Genomic DNA, 16480 nt, shown 5'->3' with positions numbered 1-16480 from the left:
CACAACTAACACTATACTTTTTTAACATTTCACTACACAGATTTAAGAAAGTACTGCACTGATATTTTAGTTAATTTTACATCTTGATCAGCAGAGAGGTTCTCTAAAAAAACAGGTCTAATTAAATATTTATTATCACTCTATACTCATACATAAAATAGAGCATTATAAACCTTATATGATTTCATTACCACTATTTAATCAATTTCCTTTTTTTGAAACAGATACGCCTAAATATATTATTATCGGTCTATATTATGGAATATCATTTCTTTCTCTAGTTATACTTCTTGCGCTTTACATTATATTCAAGTATAAGAAATTAAGCTTTAGTTTTTTCTTACAATTAAGTATCTTCTCTAGTTTTTTAGTCAAGGACATCATTTACTTCTACTTACCTGATCACCATGCTACTATCGGTTATTTATTAGCTTGGAATATCGGTACATCACTTGTGTTATTAATACTACTCCCCTACCCATTTTTAAGATTTAAACATAAACAACAGTTCTATAAAACAGGCATCGTTGTACTCTTTGCTTTGGTAGCGATAGAGTTGGTTTCTAATCTATTTATAGTTCCAAGTCATGGGAATAGCTTCATCCACCCTATCACGACGATATTAACTATACTAGCATTGTACTTATTCTTCATTCTGAATCATACTTACAATTATAAAAATTATATTTCTTTCTTAATCATCTGTATTACGGCTAGTACTATTATTCTGGCTCCATCTATTAACGATACACTTTATGAGTTATTCATTGTATGGCCTACATTGCGCCTAATAGGAATCCCTATTCTTATTTGTTCTAGTTGTATCACACTATTAGAAGTAAAGAAAATACACGAACGAAATTCTATCTATAAAAGATACTTGTATCAATATATGTATATGGTAAAAGATTATCATAAACAGTTAGAATACGAGAAGAGTCTAAATGCAGATAAAATAACCAAAGTAGAACAAGAGAAAACAACGATACAAGATCAACCTCTATATCAATTAAAGAATAAATACAGTCTTACAGAACGCGAGCTAGAAGTACTTAGCCTACTGTGGGAAGGCGCTACTAATAAAGAAATAGCTGATGAGTTATTTATCTCTATTAATACTTGCAAATACCATATTAGTAAGATATATTTTAAACTAAACATTAATTCTAGAGCACAGATTTATGCTTTTAAAGACAAGTTAGAATAAGCATTGTACTCTTGTTGTATTCGACTATTTTTTAGCTAAAAAAAGGTATTCTCTTCTTCTAAAAGCAATCCTTCTACAGTCAATGCTATTTTCTGAGAATTTTAATGATATAAATAATTCTTTTGTCTTTATACAAGGCTAAATAGCGAGGTATCTCTAATTTTTTACAACTTTAAAAAGAAGATAAAGTTAGATGCATCAAAGAATTTAAGAGATTAATTATGGTTCGATAAGGATTAAAAGTATTTAACACTTTATAATCACTAAGCGATTAAAAAACATCACATTTTTTTAATAAGAAGATAAATACCAAAAACTATTAAATTATTACTAAAAGAGTAATTATATTTGCCTAACGAATTTACTTTTTATAATGAAAAATTTATTTAATAATACTGAAGTAGCATTTGCTCTTAAAAATAATAAAGAATTAAAAAGAGCACATTTTTTATTTAAAATGATTAGCAAACCAACTTTAGTAAAACTTGGTTCTTCCCTTGCAAATTTTGCAATTAAAACTCATTTGCCTGTTACTGGTTTAATCCGTTCAACTGTATTCGATCACTTCTGTGGTGGTATTAGTGAAGATGACTGCTTAACTGTAGTAGATAATATGTACGCTAAAGGTGGTGTGGCATCAGTTTTAGATTATTCTGTAGAAGGTAAAGAAACTGAAAAGCAATTCGACGCAGCTCTAAACATGACGATCAAAACAATCGAATATGCAAAGCAACGTCCAGACTCTATCCCTTTTGCTGTATTTAAACCTACTGGATTTGGTAGATTTGATATGTTTGTAAAAAAAGGTGAGAAAGTAGCTTTCACTGCTGAAGAAGAAAAAGAATGGGAACGCATCGTGTACCGTTTTAACATGGCTTGTAAGTTTGCTTATGACAATGATGTACTTCTACTAATCGATGCTGAGCACAGCTGGATGCAAGATGCTGCTGATGATATCTGCTTAGATATGATGCGCAAGTATAACAAAGAGAAAGCATTAATCTATAATACTGCTCAGATGTATCGTTGGGATAGATTACAGTATTTAAAAGATTTACACGCTATCGCTAAGGCAGAAGGATTCCACGTAGGTATGAAGGTAGTACGTGGGGCTTATATGGAGGTAGAACGCGAAAGAGCTACAGAGAGAGGATATAAATCTCCTATCTGTGTAGACAAAGCTGCTACTGATGTAAACTATGATGCTGGGGTAACGTATATGTTAGAGAACATTGACTCTATGGCTATCTTCGCTGGTACTCATAATGAGAAGAGTTCTTACTTAATCATGGACTTAATGGAGAAACATGGTATCTCTCATACAGACCGTAGATTATACTTCGGACAGCTGTACGGAATGAGTGATAATATCAGCTTTAACTTAGCGAAAGAGAAGTTTAATGTAGCTAAATACTTACCATTCGGACCTGTACGTGATGTAATTCCTTACTTAATCAGACGTGCAGAAGAAAATACTTCTGTTGCTGGTCAAACAAATAGAGAGTTAGATCTTATCGAAACTGAACTGAAAAGAAGAAAACTGTAATTAATTACGGATTTAGAAATACAATTACCTGTCTAAGGTAATTCATCATAAAAAAACGGAAGCTATATAGCTTCCGTTTTTTTATACTTTTATTACACTAGAACTTATACCCTACACCTACCATAAATGCAAAGTTTTTATTGCTAGCAGGAACATCCTTAAAGACATCAATTACTCCAAAACTAGTTCTCATATCAATAAACAGATTATTCTTAAAATCATAACCTAGACCAGCATTAAGCCCTAAGTCAAACTTATTTACTAACTCTCCGATATCACCAGTCTTTCCATTTATTTCTCCTTCTGTTTTAACAGCAAAGTTAAATTGTGGGCCTACTTGAATATTGAAACCTTCGGTTATAAAAACTTTAGCCATTACTGGCACAGCGATATAGTTTAATTTTACTTTACCATCATAAGAGGCAGTAGATATCCAAGGAATATCAAGACTCTCTAACTTACCTCCCATTGTAGTGTATAAAAGCTCTCCTTGTAATGCAAATCGCTTAGAAAATTTAGCTTCTACCACACCTCCAATATGAAAACCTGATTTACCAACGATATCATCTATATTGGTAACCATGGTTTGATTAAATCCAGCTTTAACCCCAAAGCTTACTTTAGTCTTTCCTTTTTCGTGATGCTGAGCTACCGCAGCTGTAGATATAGCTATAAAAGCTAATGTACTAAGTAGTAATTTTTTCATATTTAATTATTTAGTGTTTATATTTTTCTTTTAATAATCACCTAGTACTAATAAGTTTGTTTCCATATCTGTATCTTTGGGAACTAGTAGTGAAACATTGTATTGGTTTTGAACATATTTTAAATGGTCAATATTTAAATAATTCCCAATTAATTCAGCGCATTCTTCTGCACTTCTCTTTCCACAGAGTATACCAAAGAATTGAACCTCTGTTTCTACTTCAAGGGATAATTGTTCATCAAAATCTTCATCTGCATAAATGTCAATAGTAGCAGATATTTTGACTATTATTTGGTCATTGACTTTTCTAAAGTTGATTTTTGCATTATACACTCCTGTATGTTCATAAACATAAAAAAGAGCTCTAGGTTTCCCCTCTTCTTCTTGATAATCTTCCCATTCTATATCATATCCTGCAATATCTTGCCATTGGTTCAGTTCATTAGGATTGATAAATAATAATAGTTCTGAATTAAAATACAGGCCACCTCTTTTTAATCTGCCCTTAGTGTCATCAGCCTTTATTTGTAATCCAAAGACTAACTGTTTCGTTGAACTATCCATAAAAGCATCTAAATAAGCATACTTTACCTCAAACTCTTGGTTTTTTATTTTAAACATATCAAAAAAAAATAAGTTAATTACACTCTTTACTTACAAATAAGAAATACTAGATTTTCCAATCAATTGATTTGATTCCTTTAGACTCCAAGTAAGAATTGGTTTGAGAAAAAGGTTTACTGCCATAAAATCCTCTATAAACAGATAAAGGAGATGGATGTACTGTCTCTATTACAAAATGTTTAGAACGATCGATATTCTTTCCTTTCTTTTGAGCATAGCTCCCCCATAGAATAAAAACAATATTCTCTCTATGTTTGCTTAGTTGTTCTATTACAGCATCTGTGAATTTCTCCCAACCTAACTTCTGATGTGAGCCAGCTTTCTTCTCCTCTACAGTTAATGTAGCATTTAATAGAAATACTCCTTGTTCTGCCCACTTCGTCAGATCACCATTTATATTTCTAATTCCTAAATCATCTTCTAGCTCTTTATAAATATTCTGTAAACTAGGTGGTAACTTTACACCTTTACTTACACTAAAAGAAAGACCATTCGCCTGAAAGGCACCGTGATAAGGATCTTGTCCTATGATAACCACTTTAACATCCTCAAAGTCTACTAATTCGAATGCTGTATAAATCTCTTCTTTAGGAGGATATACCATAGTAGTTTCATATAAACAATCAATATTCTCTATTAGTGTTTTAAAATAAGGAGAAGTCATTTCTGCTGCTAAATGCTTATTCCAACCTTTTGCTTTTAGTTTCATTCTTTTTTCTTCAAATATAAGCTTTCAACTAAAATATTAAACTAGTTTTACAGTGAAAAACTAAAAGAAAAGAGTAGTTAAATACTATTCTTTAACTACTCTTCTCGCTTAGTCTTTTTAACTCGTTATATCTCAGATATTCCTTTCATTTGTGGTAAAAAAGCACCTCTAATACAGAAGAGTTCTTTTACATCATCTATTTTTACTTGTATATTCTCAAATGTAGGATTATCACTTATTAATAGTAATGTATTATCATCTACCATTCTCTTGAAGCGATAGATTACTATTCCCTTTCCTTTAAGTACGAATAGATAAACATGCCATAACTGTAACTCTTCTATCTGAATGCGTTTAGTAATCACATAAGAAGTCATTTTAATAGTAGGATACATATTATCTACTGATACCTGAAAAGCTGTATCTACCTCTTCTACAGTTGGAAAAACATAACTTGGAGCTGTAGCTAGTGTCTTCTCTGGATCTAAGAAATATTCGAAGTGATGATCGATAGAAATCATCTTTACTTTTCTCTTGTGATAACTACTGTTATAAACAGCTGTAGAGTCAGAAAAGAATAATTCATTTAAATCAATCTTGTGTTCTTTACACAAAGCTATTAAACCTTCATATTGTAAACTATCTCTTTTTTTCCATGAAGAGATAGTATTCGGTTTAACATCAAGAATATCTGCTAGTTGTAAATCTGTTTTAATTCCTAGCATTCTTTTTAGTTTTTTAATTACTCCTGTTGCATTTTGCATAGCGTTAATTTTTTAGTGTTTACTTTATTTTTTTCTTTTCCACTACCATTTAGGCAATTTGTAAGCTCTAAATGATAATAATCAAATATTTTAATGAGTGACTATTTGTACAGTTCTTCTAGCTTAGTAGTATAAACTGCCCTATTATTTATCTAGCCTAAAACCACGTTATAGAGCCTATACAAGGCTATTACTGATTTTTAAACAAAGTATTTAACCATTAGTTTATTATTACTCATATAGTACAAATTACAAAATATAAATACTAATAAATCATAATATTCAAACAATACATATAATTACATGTGTAATAATTCGCAATAATGTACTCGAATATGTCCTTTACAATAATTTTGCCAATGTTTATTAATTTTTAAGAGATTACACTTTGTCAATTATTCACAATAAAGCATTGATTACAAGATAGATTGACAGATTCAAACATCACAAAACGTCAAACCAATTAAAAAATAAAACTAAATAATTGTATGTTTTTTAGGGTTAAAGCTCTTTTTGGCTTCTTTTTTGTAATAGTCACTCTGTAGAGAATAAGCGTTTTATAATAAAGAGAGAGCTTGTTAAACTTTTGAGTTAAATAGAATAATAATAACTCTATGAGGTAATGCAAGAAAAAAGAAACTAAGCTGATTGAATATTGCGATTATAAAGAGTACTTGTATTCCATCTTCTAATCGTTTTCTAATGTTTTTTTAACCTCTCTCTAATGGAACTCAAAGTTCTCTATAAGTCCTAAACAATAATTTTGACCTTAAAATAAAAAGACAATGTTTAAAAACACTTTATTAACCATTCTATCCGCTTTTGTACTAAGTACTTATGCACAAGATAGCTCCGTTAAGACACTGACATTATCGAAAGAAGAAGCAGAAGCACTCTTCTTAGAGCAGAACTTAGAGCTTATCGCTAAGAATTTAGAGATTTCTCAAGCAGAAGCACAATTGTTACAAGCTAAGTTATGGCCTAACCCTACTTTTGAAGTTTCAGAAATCAACTTCTGGAAAACTACTGATATAGAAGAACAACCTAAACTTATAGGCAACTGGGGCGAAGCACAGCAATACGCTTTTAGAGTTGAACAATTAATTCAAACTGGTGGTAAACGCCGTAAAAATATTGATCTACAAAAACTTACAATAGAAGAAAAACAACAAGAGTTCGAAAGTATTATGAGAGAACTTAAGTTAGAATTGAGAAATAACCTTTCTAACTTACAAATGCTTCAAGAACAACAAAAAATATACGAAAAACAGATAGAAAGTACTAAGTCCCTAATTAGTGCATACAAAAACCAATTAGATCAAGGTAATATAAGTCAGGCACAATACATCCGCCTTAAGGCTGCAGAACTTCAGTTTAAAAAAGAATTAGTCAATATAAACAAAGAACTTGAAGAAGCAATTAAAGACTTTAAAAACTTTGTAAACATTGGGAATAACACCCTGGTCGTTGTTACAGATAAGTTAGTCGCTCCTGAGAAAGAAATATCTGAATTAGAATTGGAAAATTGGATTATCACTGCTCAGGAACAACGTCCAGATGCCTTAAAAAGTAAAACTCTAGAAAAACAATCTGAAAAACGATTAGAGATAGAGAAAGCTCAGCGAGTTCCAGATATTACTCTAGGTGTTGATTATGATAGAGGTGGTAATATTATGCGTGATTTTGTTGGTTTCGGTCTTTCTTTTGACCTACCTATTTTTGATAGAAATAAGGGAGGCATTAAAGAAGCTAAAATAGAAATAGAATTAGCCAAATTAGATACACAAACTAAACTAAATGAGATTGCTAATGATATAGTAGAAGCGTTTAGAAACTATTATCACGCTGAACAATTATATAAAGAGATAGAAACTGGATATGAACAACAATTAGATCAACTACTCGATGCTTATTTAAAAAACTTTCAAAAGAGAAATGTTAGCTTAATTGAATATTTAGACTTTGTAGAAGCTTATATAGAGAACAAGACTATTCTACTAGAAACTAAAAAAGATCTACATGATCACTTTGAAAAACTACAATACGCTGTAGGAAAAGATTTATAAAAACTAAACGAATTGAAAATGACAAAATATTCTATACTTACACTAGCTTTTCTAAACATGGTTCTGATGAGTTGTAACCAAGGGAATCAAAATAAGGAAGAAGTATCTAAAGAAAAAGAGTGCTTATCTGAAGCAATGAAGAATACGCTTAATATGGAAAAAGTAACTCTTAGACCTATAGAACGTAGCTTAACGCTCAATGGATATATCGACTATAACCAAGATAGAACTGTACCTTACAATAGTCTAGTAGATGGATTAGTGACTAACACCTACTTTTCTCTAGGTGATTATGTAACAAAAGGACAACTCTTAGCTCAAATAAAAAGTACTGATACTAATGAAATCTATAGCGAACTAAAAGCTAGTGAAGCTGAATTAAAAGTAGCTAAACGCGAATTAGAATCTGTAGAAGCGATGTATAAAGACGGTATTGCATCTCAAAAAGAATTGATAGAGGCTCAAGAAGATGTAAAAACCTTAAATAGCAAAGTAGCTGCTGTTAGAAGTAGCCTTGCTATATTCAATAGCCAAGGTGAATCTGGAATAGTAAACATAGTTGCCCCTCAGGCAGGCTATATCGTTACTAAAAGTGTAAGTAGTGGTATGACAGTAAATGCAGGTGACGAACCTCTCTTTACCATAGCAGACTTATCGGATGTATGGATTATGGCTAATGTATATGCTGCTAATATGCGTCATGTACAGCCTAATCAAGAAGTAAAGGTATCTACTCTTGCTTATCCTGATGAATACTTCGCTGGAAAAGTAACTAAAATATCTCAAGTATTTGATACCGAAGAGAGAGTCTTAAAAGCTCGTATATCAATGGAAAATAAAGAAATGAAGTTGAAGCCTGGAATGTCTGCTGATATCATTATCCAATTAGAAACAAACGAAGGTAAGTCATTAGCTATACCTAATACTGCTATCATATTTGATAACAACCAAAACTATGTGGTAGTTTATAAAAACGATTGTGAACAAGAAGTTAGAAAGATCACTCCTATCTCTAAGAACAATATTTATACTTATGTAAATGATGGTGTAAAAGAGAATGAAATGGTCGTAACTACTAATGAATTACTTATTTATGAGCAATTAACTAATAAATTGTAATTCGTAAAAGCCTTTATTTATGCAAAAATTCGTAAAAAATATAGTATCCTTTTCACTTAAAAATACCTTCATCGTTATCTTTGGAGTATTGTTATTATTATTTGGAGGGATTTATAGCTATATACACACTCCTATTGAAGCTTTTCCTGATGTGACTAATACACGTGCACGTATTATCACGCAGTGGCCTGGTCGTAGTGCAGAAGAAGTAGAAAAGTTTATTACCCTTCCTATTTCTAAGGAGGTTAACACTATTCCTAATAAAGCAGAAGTAAGGTCAATCTCTTTATTTGGTTTATCTGTTGTTACAGTATTATTTAACGATGATGTAGATGACTTTTTCGCTCAACAATACGCTTCTAATAGAATGGGAAATGTGAATCTTCCTGAAGGAGCTGATTTTGAAATAGAGCCACCTTCTGGAGCTACAGGAGAGATCTTTAGATATATCATTAAGAGCGATCTTCCTATAAAAGAAGTAACAGCTATACAAGATTGGGTTATAGAACGAGAACTATTATCTGTACCTGGTGTAGCTGACGTAGTGAGCTTTGGCGGTGAGGAAAAGATATTTGAAATACAGATTAACCCTACTGAATTAATTAATTACGACTTATCTCCTCTAGATGTTTATGAAGCTGTAGAAAAGAGTAATATCAATGTAGGTGGTGATGTAATCCAACGTGGAGATCAGGCTTATGTAGTTCGAGGTGTAGGTTTGCTAGACAATGTTGAAGATATAGAGAATATTCTCATCGAAGTAAAAGGGAGTACCCCTATTCTAGTGAAACATGTAGCTAATGTAGTTGTTTCTGCTAAACCTCGCTTAGGGCAAGTAGCCTTTCAGGATGATGAAGATGTAGTACAAGGAATCGTAGTCATGCTTAGAGGTGAAAACCCTAGTGCAGTAATTGAAGGACTAAAAGATAAAATAACAGACTTAAATGAGCGTGTTCTACCTAAAAATGTACAGATTGAAACAGTAGTTGATAGAACTCATTTAGTTAACACCACAGTACATACTGTGTCCAAAAACTTGGTAGAGGGTGTCATCTTAGTATCTATTATTGTGTTTATCTTCTTGTATAATTGGCGTACTACATTTATCGTTGCTTCTGTTATTCCACTGGCTTTCTTATTTGCTATCATCATGCTTAAGATACAGGGATTACCTGCCAACCTTATTTCTATGGGAGCCTTAGACTTTGGTCTATTGTTAGAAGGAACTTTAGTTATCGTTGAGCATGTCTTTGTAGGATTAGAAAAAAGAGCCGAACAAGTGGGAATGGCTAGATTCAATCGAATGTCTAAATTAGGAACGATTAAGAAAAGTGCAAGTAGTGTAGCGAGCTATATTTTCTTTGCTCTATTAATCCTAATCGTAGCCTTAATGCCTATTTTCTCTTTCCAGAAAGTAGAAGGCAAGATGTTCTCTCCCTTAGCGTTTACCTTAGGTTATGCTTTATTAGGATCACTAATATTGAGTCTGACCTATGTTCCAGCCATGTGTAAACTTTTATTAACTAAAGATATCAAAGAACGTGAGAATGTTATTTCTCGTTTCTTTAAGAACAATATCTATAAAATGTTTAATTGGAGTTTTACACATAAGAAGTTAACTCTTTCTATGTTTATTGGGTTATTACTAATCTGCGGAATTAGATTCCACAACTATGGATCTGAATTTCTACCAAAGCTAAACGAAGGAGCGCTATATATTAGAGCAACACTACCTAGTAGCATCAACCTAGATGAATCAGTGAGGTTAGCAAAAGAAATGAAAGCTAAAATTAGAGCGTTTGATGAAGTTAAATTTGTATTGACACAAACAGGTAGACCTAATGATGGTACTGATCCAACTGGCTTCTTTAATATAGAATTTCACACAGAGTTAAAACCAGATAATGAGTGGACTAGAAAAATAAGTAAAGACCAACTTCTAGAAGAAATTAGAGTTGAACTTGAGAAATATCCAGGAGTAAACTTCGGTTTTAGTCAACCAATACAAGACAATGTGGAAGAGTATGTAGCTGGAGTTAAAAGTTCTCTTGTAATCAAGATATTTGGAGATGATTTATTCGAATTAGAAAAATATGCTAACCAAGTAGCCAAAAGTATTAAAGATGTTGACGGTATTACAGACTTGAATGTCTTTAAAAATATTGGACAACCAGAGCTGAGAATTAAACTACACGATCATAAAATGGCAAAATATGCTGTAACCACTGCTGATGCGCAGGCTGTAATAGCGATGACTATCGGTGGGCAAGCTGCTACGACATTATATGAGAATGAAAGAATGTTCGATGTGGTACTGCGTTTTAATAAAGAATATAGAGATTCGGCTGATAAAATTGGGGATATCTTAATTCCTTCTCTTGATGGCAAACAAGTTCCATTAAAAGAAATAGCTACCATTGATTATCATACCGGTCCTGCTTTTATTTATAGAGAAGGTGGTAGTAGATATATTGGTATAGGTTTTAGTATTGAAGGAAGAGACTTAGGAAGTACTATCGCTGAAGCAAGGGCTAAAGTAAACAAGGAGGTCAAATTACCAGCAGCAAATAAAATGGAATGGGCTGGTGAATTTGAAAGTAAAGAACGTGCTGCAAATCAGTTAATGCTTGTTGTTCCAGTATCTTTAATCCTAATTCTAGTATTGCTATACTTCAACTTTGGTAATGTGAAAGATACTGCTATTGCAGCCTTAACTATTCCTTTTGCTTTTATTGGTGGTTTTTTATCACTTTGGGCAACTGGCACGATATTTGGAATATCTGCAGGGATCGGATTTATTATTCTTTTTGGAGTAGCGACTATAGATGGTATTGTTCTTATTGGTGTTATGAGAGAAAACTTACAACATCGTATGCCATTGAAAGAAGCTATTAAAGAAGGAGTTAAAAGTCGAATAAGACCAGTAGTAATGATTGCTTTGATGGGATCTATGGGATTGTTACCTGCGGCTTTGTCTAATGGAATGGGATCAGAAATACAAAAGCCATTGGCAATTATGATCGTAGGAGGATTAATCATCTGTATGATTTTATCTTTTACAATCTTACCACAAGTATTCTATTGGGCTTATAGAAATAAGAAGTAGATTTTTTTCATATATTTTTTTTTGGAGGGACACTTTATCTTTTAATAAAGTGTCCCTTTTTTATACTTTATTTTTCTTTTTTAAACTGTAAAGGAGTCAGCGCAGTATGCTTTATAAAATACTTCGTGAAATGACTAGCATCAGTAAAACCAAACTCTAATGCTATTGCTGACAAATTATGATCACTATGCTTAATTCTCTTTTTGATCATTTCTATTTTTAAACCATTTATATATTGTGTCAGATTCATTCCCATATTAGTTGAGAAGTAGTTTCTAAATCCCGATTCTGATAGCCCAAAAGAATAACTCAACCTTTTGAGTACTAACTTCTCTGGAGCATGAATATTAGCATGAATATAATTCTGTATTCTCTCTATTTTTGAAGTGTCATACTGATCTATTATATGGGCATTATCTGTCGTATATTTATCCATTAATAATAATACACTTCTTAATAAATTAGTATGTAATTCTGACACTTGTTTATTATTAACTTCCCACTCTATAATCATTAAATTAATAATTGATATAATCTTATTAACCAACTCTATATCAACAACATTACTTTTAACAACCTCCCATCTCCTACCTAAGTTAATCAGTAGGTTATCCCAATAATCTGTTGTACTAGCATTGACTCCATCTTTAACTGCACTAGGCAAGAACTTGATGACTCTAAACCTAGTTCTTTTTTCTATATAGAAATGATGACTATCTTCTGGAGAGAGAAAGAAAACAGTATCTCCCTGATAGACAGATTGCTCTTTATTTAAATCGTGTATACCACTCCCCTCACTGATCAACATTAATTCATAGTGATTGTGATTATGGTAAGTAAATGGCCACTCTTCTGTGCGAAAATGCCTTAAAAACAAAGGTTCAAACTGTACTAACTTCATCTTACAAACATAACGAAATATACCATTAATATGACATAATATACAAAAGCACAACCGATAACTCTACTACATTTGCCTACTTAACAAACTAAACAATATGTCAATCAAAAACAAAGAACAATATGCTATCCCTATTATGGCATTTACCGCTGGAACCATTGTAGCTAATGTATATTATAGCCAACCTATTTTAAAAAATATAGCAGAAACACTTATAGAGCCTGAAGCTACAGTAGGGAGAGTATCTATGCTAGCTCAGATTGGTTATGGTATTGGTATGTTCTTTCTACTTCCCTTAGGAGATAAGATCAATAGAAAAAGATTAATCATTGCAATATCTATAATACAGATTCTTGTACTTCTATGCATTGCTAACACCACTCATCTAAACATCTTGCTAATCTTGAGCTTCCTAGCTGGGGTATGCTCTACTCCTGCACAAATTATTCTACCAATGGCAGCTTTGTTAAACAAAGAGAATAGAGGAAAAAGTGTCGGTATTGTATTTAGTGGAATATTATGTGGTATTCTCGGCTCTCGTCTTATCAGTGGATGGTTAACAGATTTATGGGGATGGCAGAGTGTCTATACTTTTTCTGCTATCATGATCTTTATTAGTATCATATTAATGTGGCAATTTTTACCTAATGCTCCTATTAAGTTTAAGGGTAGTTATATACAGTTACTACAATCTACACTACGCTTAGTCAAAGAACACAAAACATTGCGACAAGCCGCCTTATTAGGCTCTTTAACCTTTGGAATCTTCTGTTCTTTTTGGACTACACTTACTTTTCACTTAAGTGGAACTCCCTTTAACTATACACCCTCTATGATAGGTATGTTTGCAATAGTCGCTATCGGAGGAGCTTTAGTAGCCCCTTATTTTGGCAAATTAGCAGACAAAGGACAAGTCTTTCAAAACTTGTTTCTAACTATTTCTTTAGTCATTATTAGCCTTATCGCTATGTTGATTTTCCCTAACTCTATTCTTGTTCTTATTATCGCTATATTCTTATTAGACATCGGAGTTCAGGCAACACAAATCACTAATTTTACTCGTATTTACGCTCTTAGTGAAGAGGCACACAGTAGGTTGAATACAGTCTATATGACCGCTTATTTTATTGGAGCAGGTATAGGTACTTTTTTTGGTCTGATTAGTTGGAGTATAAATGGCTGGATAGGTTCTCTAACCCAAATGCTGTTGTGGAGTTTCTTAGCTTTAGGTATAGTCTTTCTATCTAAGAAGGGCAAACTATAATCTCGACATTATTAGTTTAATATAACTAATTCCAACCTATAGCTCTCTAGATTTTAAAAATATAACTTTTGAACCTAGAGGGCTATCTTAGTATGATCACTACTCCTAGTATATTAACTGATTATACCCTGTGGGCTTATCCCGCAGTATGATATTTAGATATTTACCTTCTTCAAACTTCTCTATAGGAGGCATTTTCACTAGCAAGGCATGTATTATTTATGGTTATTTAATTGTACATTGTTTTTTAGCAGTTGCTTAAGTTGACCCCAAAGTATTGTATTCCCCTCTTTCGTAGATTACAAATCTATAAAGACTTAAATGTACTAATCCTACTTACTTCCACTTTTTTCCATTTTCTTCCATTCTTTTCCGAATTCTTCCTAATAGTTCCAAAAAAGTCCATTTATTTCCACTTTTAAAATTTTAAATAACTGAATATCAATATATAACACTTTTAAACACACCCATTTCTTCGGAAGCTCTTCGGAAGAGTTCAGTATTTGTTCGGACGGAGGGGCAGTTTTCCGAAGAACATCCGAAGACTGTCCAATAAATTCCCGAACAACGTGCATTTAGGCTTCTATTTTTTAATCTCATTTTAGGTTTACTTTTGAATAAAATGGAATATCCAAAAAAAGAAAACTATATATAATAAATTATCAGTCATAAGTTTTCTAGTCTAAGGCTATCTATATTATCAATTCTAGAAAAAAGCCCCCATCCTTTTAATTCCCTGAATGATAAACCAATATTAACTTGCCTAACAAGAAATAGGGAAGTATAAACTGTTGTAATTATATCAAGCTTAATTATATTTACACTACCATTAACTAACCCAAACAATGACGATTATGAAATTCTTCAATTTTTTAAAGAGCAAAAGTAGCCTCATAGATCCTACTAGACCTTGTAGCTATGCGGATATCTGTAGCAATGACACTGCAGAACAATATTATGCTGCAGGACATTTACAGAAACTTCATCTAATAGGATTAGCATTCGGTGGAGACGATTCTTCTTTTAATACTCTATATGTTTCACCTGCAGCTGCTCTTCAAAAAAGAGAGATAGATAATTATATTGTAGCTTTACTTCAACAGGGCTATAAAGTACAATACAAAGCTTTTCCTGAGTATAAGGGCAATAGCTTTATCCCTTCTAAGGTTATTATAGAAGTAGACGGTGACCAGACATTTACAAAAGAAATTGAAATATGGTAAGTAAAGACATGGAGAATCATAGAATATACAGCACCTCCTTTGCGAGTGTATACCCACATTATATTGCTAAAGCAGAGAAAAAAGGTAGGACAAAAGAAGAAGTAGATACTATCATAGGATGGCTTACAGGGTATAATCAAGATGATTTGAGGCAGATAGTAGAGACTAAAGTAAACTTTCAGGATTTCTTTGCTAATGCTCCTCTCATTAATCCTAATGTTAAGCTTATAAAAGGGGTTATCTGCGGTTACCGCGTAGAAGATATTGAACATCCACTTATGCAGAAAATACGCTACTTAGACAAATTAATTGATGAGCTAGCAAAAGGAAAAACAATGGAAAAAATACTGCGAACTTAGACTAAAGAAGCCTCTAAAACAGAGGCTTTTCTATAATACAATTCTTCCTTTTATAATTCTTAACTTGTTGTCTTCTCTCAATTTTTTAATACTTCTAATCACAGTTTCTACTCTTAGACCTGTCATATCTGCAATCTCTTGTCGAGTTAAATCTACTATGTATAGATCTTGCTGAATCAAAGGGTGTTGCCAATTAGTTTTTAAATAATTTAATAACGTTAGTACGCGCAATTCAGCATCCTGAGCCGAAATCTTAGGAGCCATCACTCCTTGGAAGTATAATTTCTTTGACAGATTATAGTTAATCAATAAAGAAAAGTCATGGTTCTCTTTGATAAGAGTTAAAAAGCTATCTTTATGTAGTTTTAATATTTCTGTTTGTTCAACTGCAATGGCATTACAGATATAAGTAGTTTCTAGAAATATAGTCCCTTCTCCGAAGTTCTGATCTTGAGAATAGAAACTAAATATAAACTCTCTAGTATCATCTTCATCATAAATGTTTAGCTTAACTTCTCCACTTACGATATAGTAAAAATATTCTGGCCACATGTCTTTTTCAAAAATGAAATCATCTTTTTCGTAAACAACTGTCTCTGCCCCATATTTTTTTAACAATTTGATATTCATCATAATGATAAAATATTGGTATATATTAAAGATATCATATTATATGCCAGAACAAGAATATATATTGTTAATAAATTAGATTAAATAAAGGATAATTAATAACGTATGATTATTGTCATCTTATAGACTTCTCTAACTTAATTATTTCTTAAATTATAAAGCTATCTCTCTGTGCTTCAGAAAATATCTATTGAATGAAATTTATAGTTGTGTTTAGGGTAATAAAGTTACTTTTGTACTCTAATTAAAACCTAAA

At 32.1% G+C, this 16480-nt stretch carries 14 protein-coding genes; 8 read left to right on the top strand and 6 right to left on the bottom strand.

Annotated features, from left to right (window positions below):
* The first annotated feature begins 178 nt into the window (after positions 1-178).
* Complete coding sequence (locus tag AABL85_RS03520; protein ID WP_286386322.1) at positions 179-1207, top strand: response regulator transcription factor; 1029 nt, start codon at positions 179-181, stop codon at positions 1205-1207.
* 373 nt (positions 1208-1580) lie between these two features.
* Positions 1581-2753: a proline dehydrogenase family protein gene (locus AABL85_RS03515; protein ID WP_341309237.1), complete on the top strand. Its 1173-nt coding sequence runs from the start codon at positions 1581-1583 to the stop codon at positions 2751-2753.
* Positions 2754-2850: 97 nt separating this feature from the next.
* Here the strand turns inward: AABL85_RS03515 and AABL85_RS03510 are convergent, their stop codons facing one another.
* From AABL85_RS03510 to AABL85_RS03495, 4 genes are all read right to left on the bottom strand, one after another.
* A complete protein-coding gene (locus AABL85_RS03510) occupies positions 2851-3459 on the bottom strand; it encodes a porin family protein (RefSeq protein WP_341309236.1) in 609 nt (202 codons plus the stop codon).
* A gap of 30 nt (positions 3460-3489) precedes the next feature.
* On the bottom strand, positions 3490-4080 hold the full coding sequence (locus AABL85_RS03505; RefSeq protein ID WP_341309235.1) for a hypothetical protein: 591 nt from the start codon (positions 4078-4080) through the stop codon (positions 3490-3492).
* 49 nt (positions 4081-4129) lie between these two features.
* Positions 4130-4792, bottom strand: coding sequence for a uracil-DNA glycosylase (ung, locus tag AABL85_RS03500; protein ID WP_341309234.1), 663 nt, complete (start codon positions 4790-4792; stop codon positions 4130-4132).
* A 125-nt stretch (positions 4793-4917) separates the two neighbouring features.
* Positions 4918-5556 carry a LexA family transcriptional regulator gene (locus tag AABL85_RS03495; protein ID WP_041891683.1) on the bottom strand — a complete coding sequence of 213 codons (639 nt, stop codon included), beginning with the start codon at positions 5554-5556 and terminating at the stop codon, positions 4918-4920.
* Positions 5557-6341: 785 nt separating this feature from the next.
* On the opposite strand from AABL85_RS03495, the gene AABL85_RS03490 reads away from it, so the two are divergent.
* Genes AABL85_RS03490 through AABL85_RS03480 form a run of 3 tightly spaced genes read left to right on the top strand, consistent with a single transcriptional unit; the run spans position 6342 to position 11847 of the window.
* Positions 6342-7622 (top strand): TolC family protein, encoded by a 1281-nt coding sequence (locus AABL85_RS03490; RefSeq protein ID WP_286385772.1) that lies wholly within the window; start codon positions 6342-6344, stop codon positions 7620-7622.
* A gap of 18 nt (positions 7623-7640) precedes the next feature.
* On the top strand, positions 7641-8741 hold the full coding sequence (locus AABL85_RS03485; protein WP_341309233.1) for an efflux RND transporter periplasmic adaptor subunit: 1101 nt from the start codon (positions 7641-7643) through the stop codon (positions 8739-8741).
* Positions 8742-8760: 19 nt separating this feature from the next.
* Positions 8761-11847: a CusA/CzcA family heavy metal efflux RND transporter gene (locus AABL85_RS03480; RefSeq protein ID WP_341309232.1), complete on the top strand. Its 3087-nt coding sequence runs from the start codon at positions 8761-8763 to the stop codon at positions 11845-11847.
* 67 nt (positions 11848-11914) lie between these two features.
* Here AABL85_RS03480 and AABL85_RS03475 read toward each other — a convergent pair whose 3' ends face one another.
* Complete coding sequence (locus AABL85_RS03475) at positions 11915-12748, bottom strand: AraC family transcriptional regulator (RefSeq protein ID WP_341309231.1); 834 nt, start codon at positions 12746-12748, stop codon at positions 11915-11917.
* A gap of 97 nt (positions 12749-12845) precedes the next feature.
* Between AABL85_RS03475 and AABL85_RS03470 the strand changes: the two genes are divergently transcribed.
* The 3 genes from AABL85_RS03470 (at position 12846) to AABL85_RS03460 (ending at position 15594) form a co-directional block, all read left to right on the top strand.
* Positions 12846-14012, top strand: a complete 1167-nt coding sequence (locus AABL85_RS03470; protein ID WP_341309230.1) for an MFS transporter — start codon at positions 12846-12848, stop codon at positions 14010-14012.
* Between the two features lie 854 nt (positions 14013-14866).
* Positions 14867-15235, top strand: coding sequence for a hypothetical protein (locus tag AABL85_RS03465; RefSeq protein ID WP_341309229.1), 369 nt, complete (start codon positions 14867-14869; stop codon positions 15233-15235).
* The gene (locus AABL85_RS03460) at positions 15229-15594 is read left to right on the top strand and encodes a DUF2200 domain-containing protein (RefSeq protein WP_341309228.1); all 366 of its coding nucleotides are present in this window, start codon (positions 15229-15231) and stop codon (positions 15592-15594) included. Before AABL85_RS03465 ends, AABL85_RS03460 begins: the two co-directional genes overlap by 7 nt.
* 30 nt (positions 15595-15624) lie before the next feature.
* On the opposite strand, the gene AABL85_RS03455 is transcribed toward AABL85_RS03460, so the two are convergent.
* The gene (locus tag AABL85_RS03455; protein ID WP_286385780.1) at positions 15625-16227 is read right to left on the bottom strand and encodes a Crp/Fnr family transcriptional regulator; all 603 of its coding nucleotides are present in this window, start codon (positions 16225-16227) and stop codon (positions 15625-15627) included.
* Positions 16228-16480 lie beyond the last annotated feature (253 nt).

The sequence above is a fragment of the Myroides odoratimimus genome, assembly GCF_038039805.1.
In the GTDB taxonomy this organism is placed as follows: Bacteria; Bacteroidota; Bacteroidia; order Flavobacteriales; family Flavobacteriaceae; genus Flavobacterium; species Flavobacterium odoratimimum_B.
This window is presented reverse-complemented; position numbering and strand designations above follow the sequence as displayed.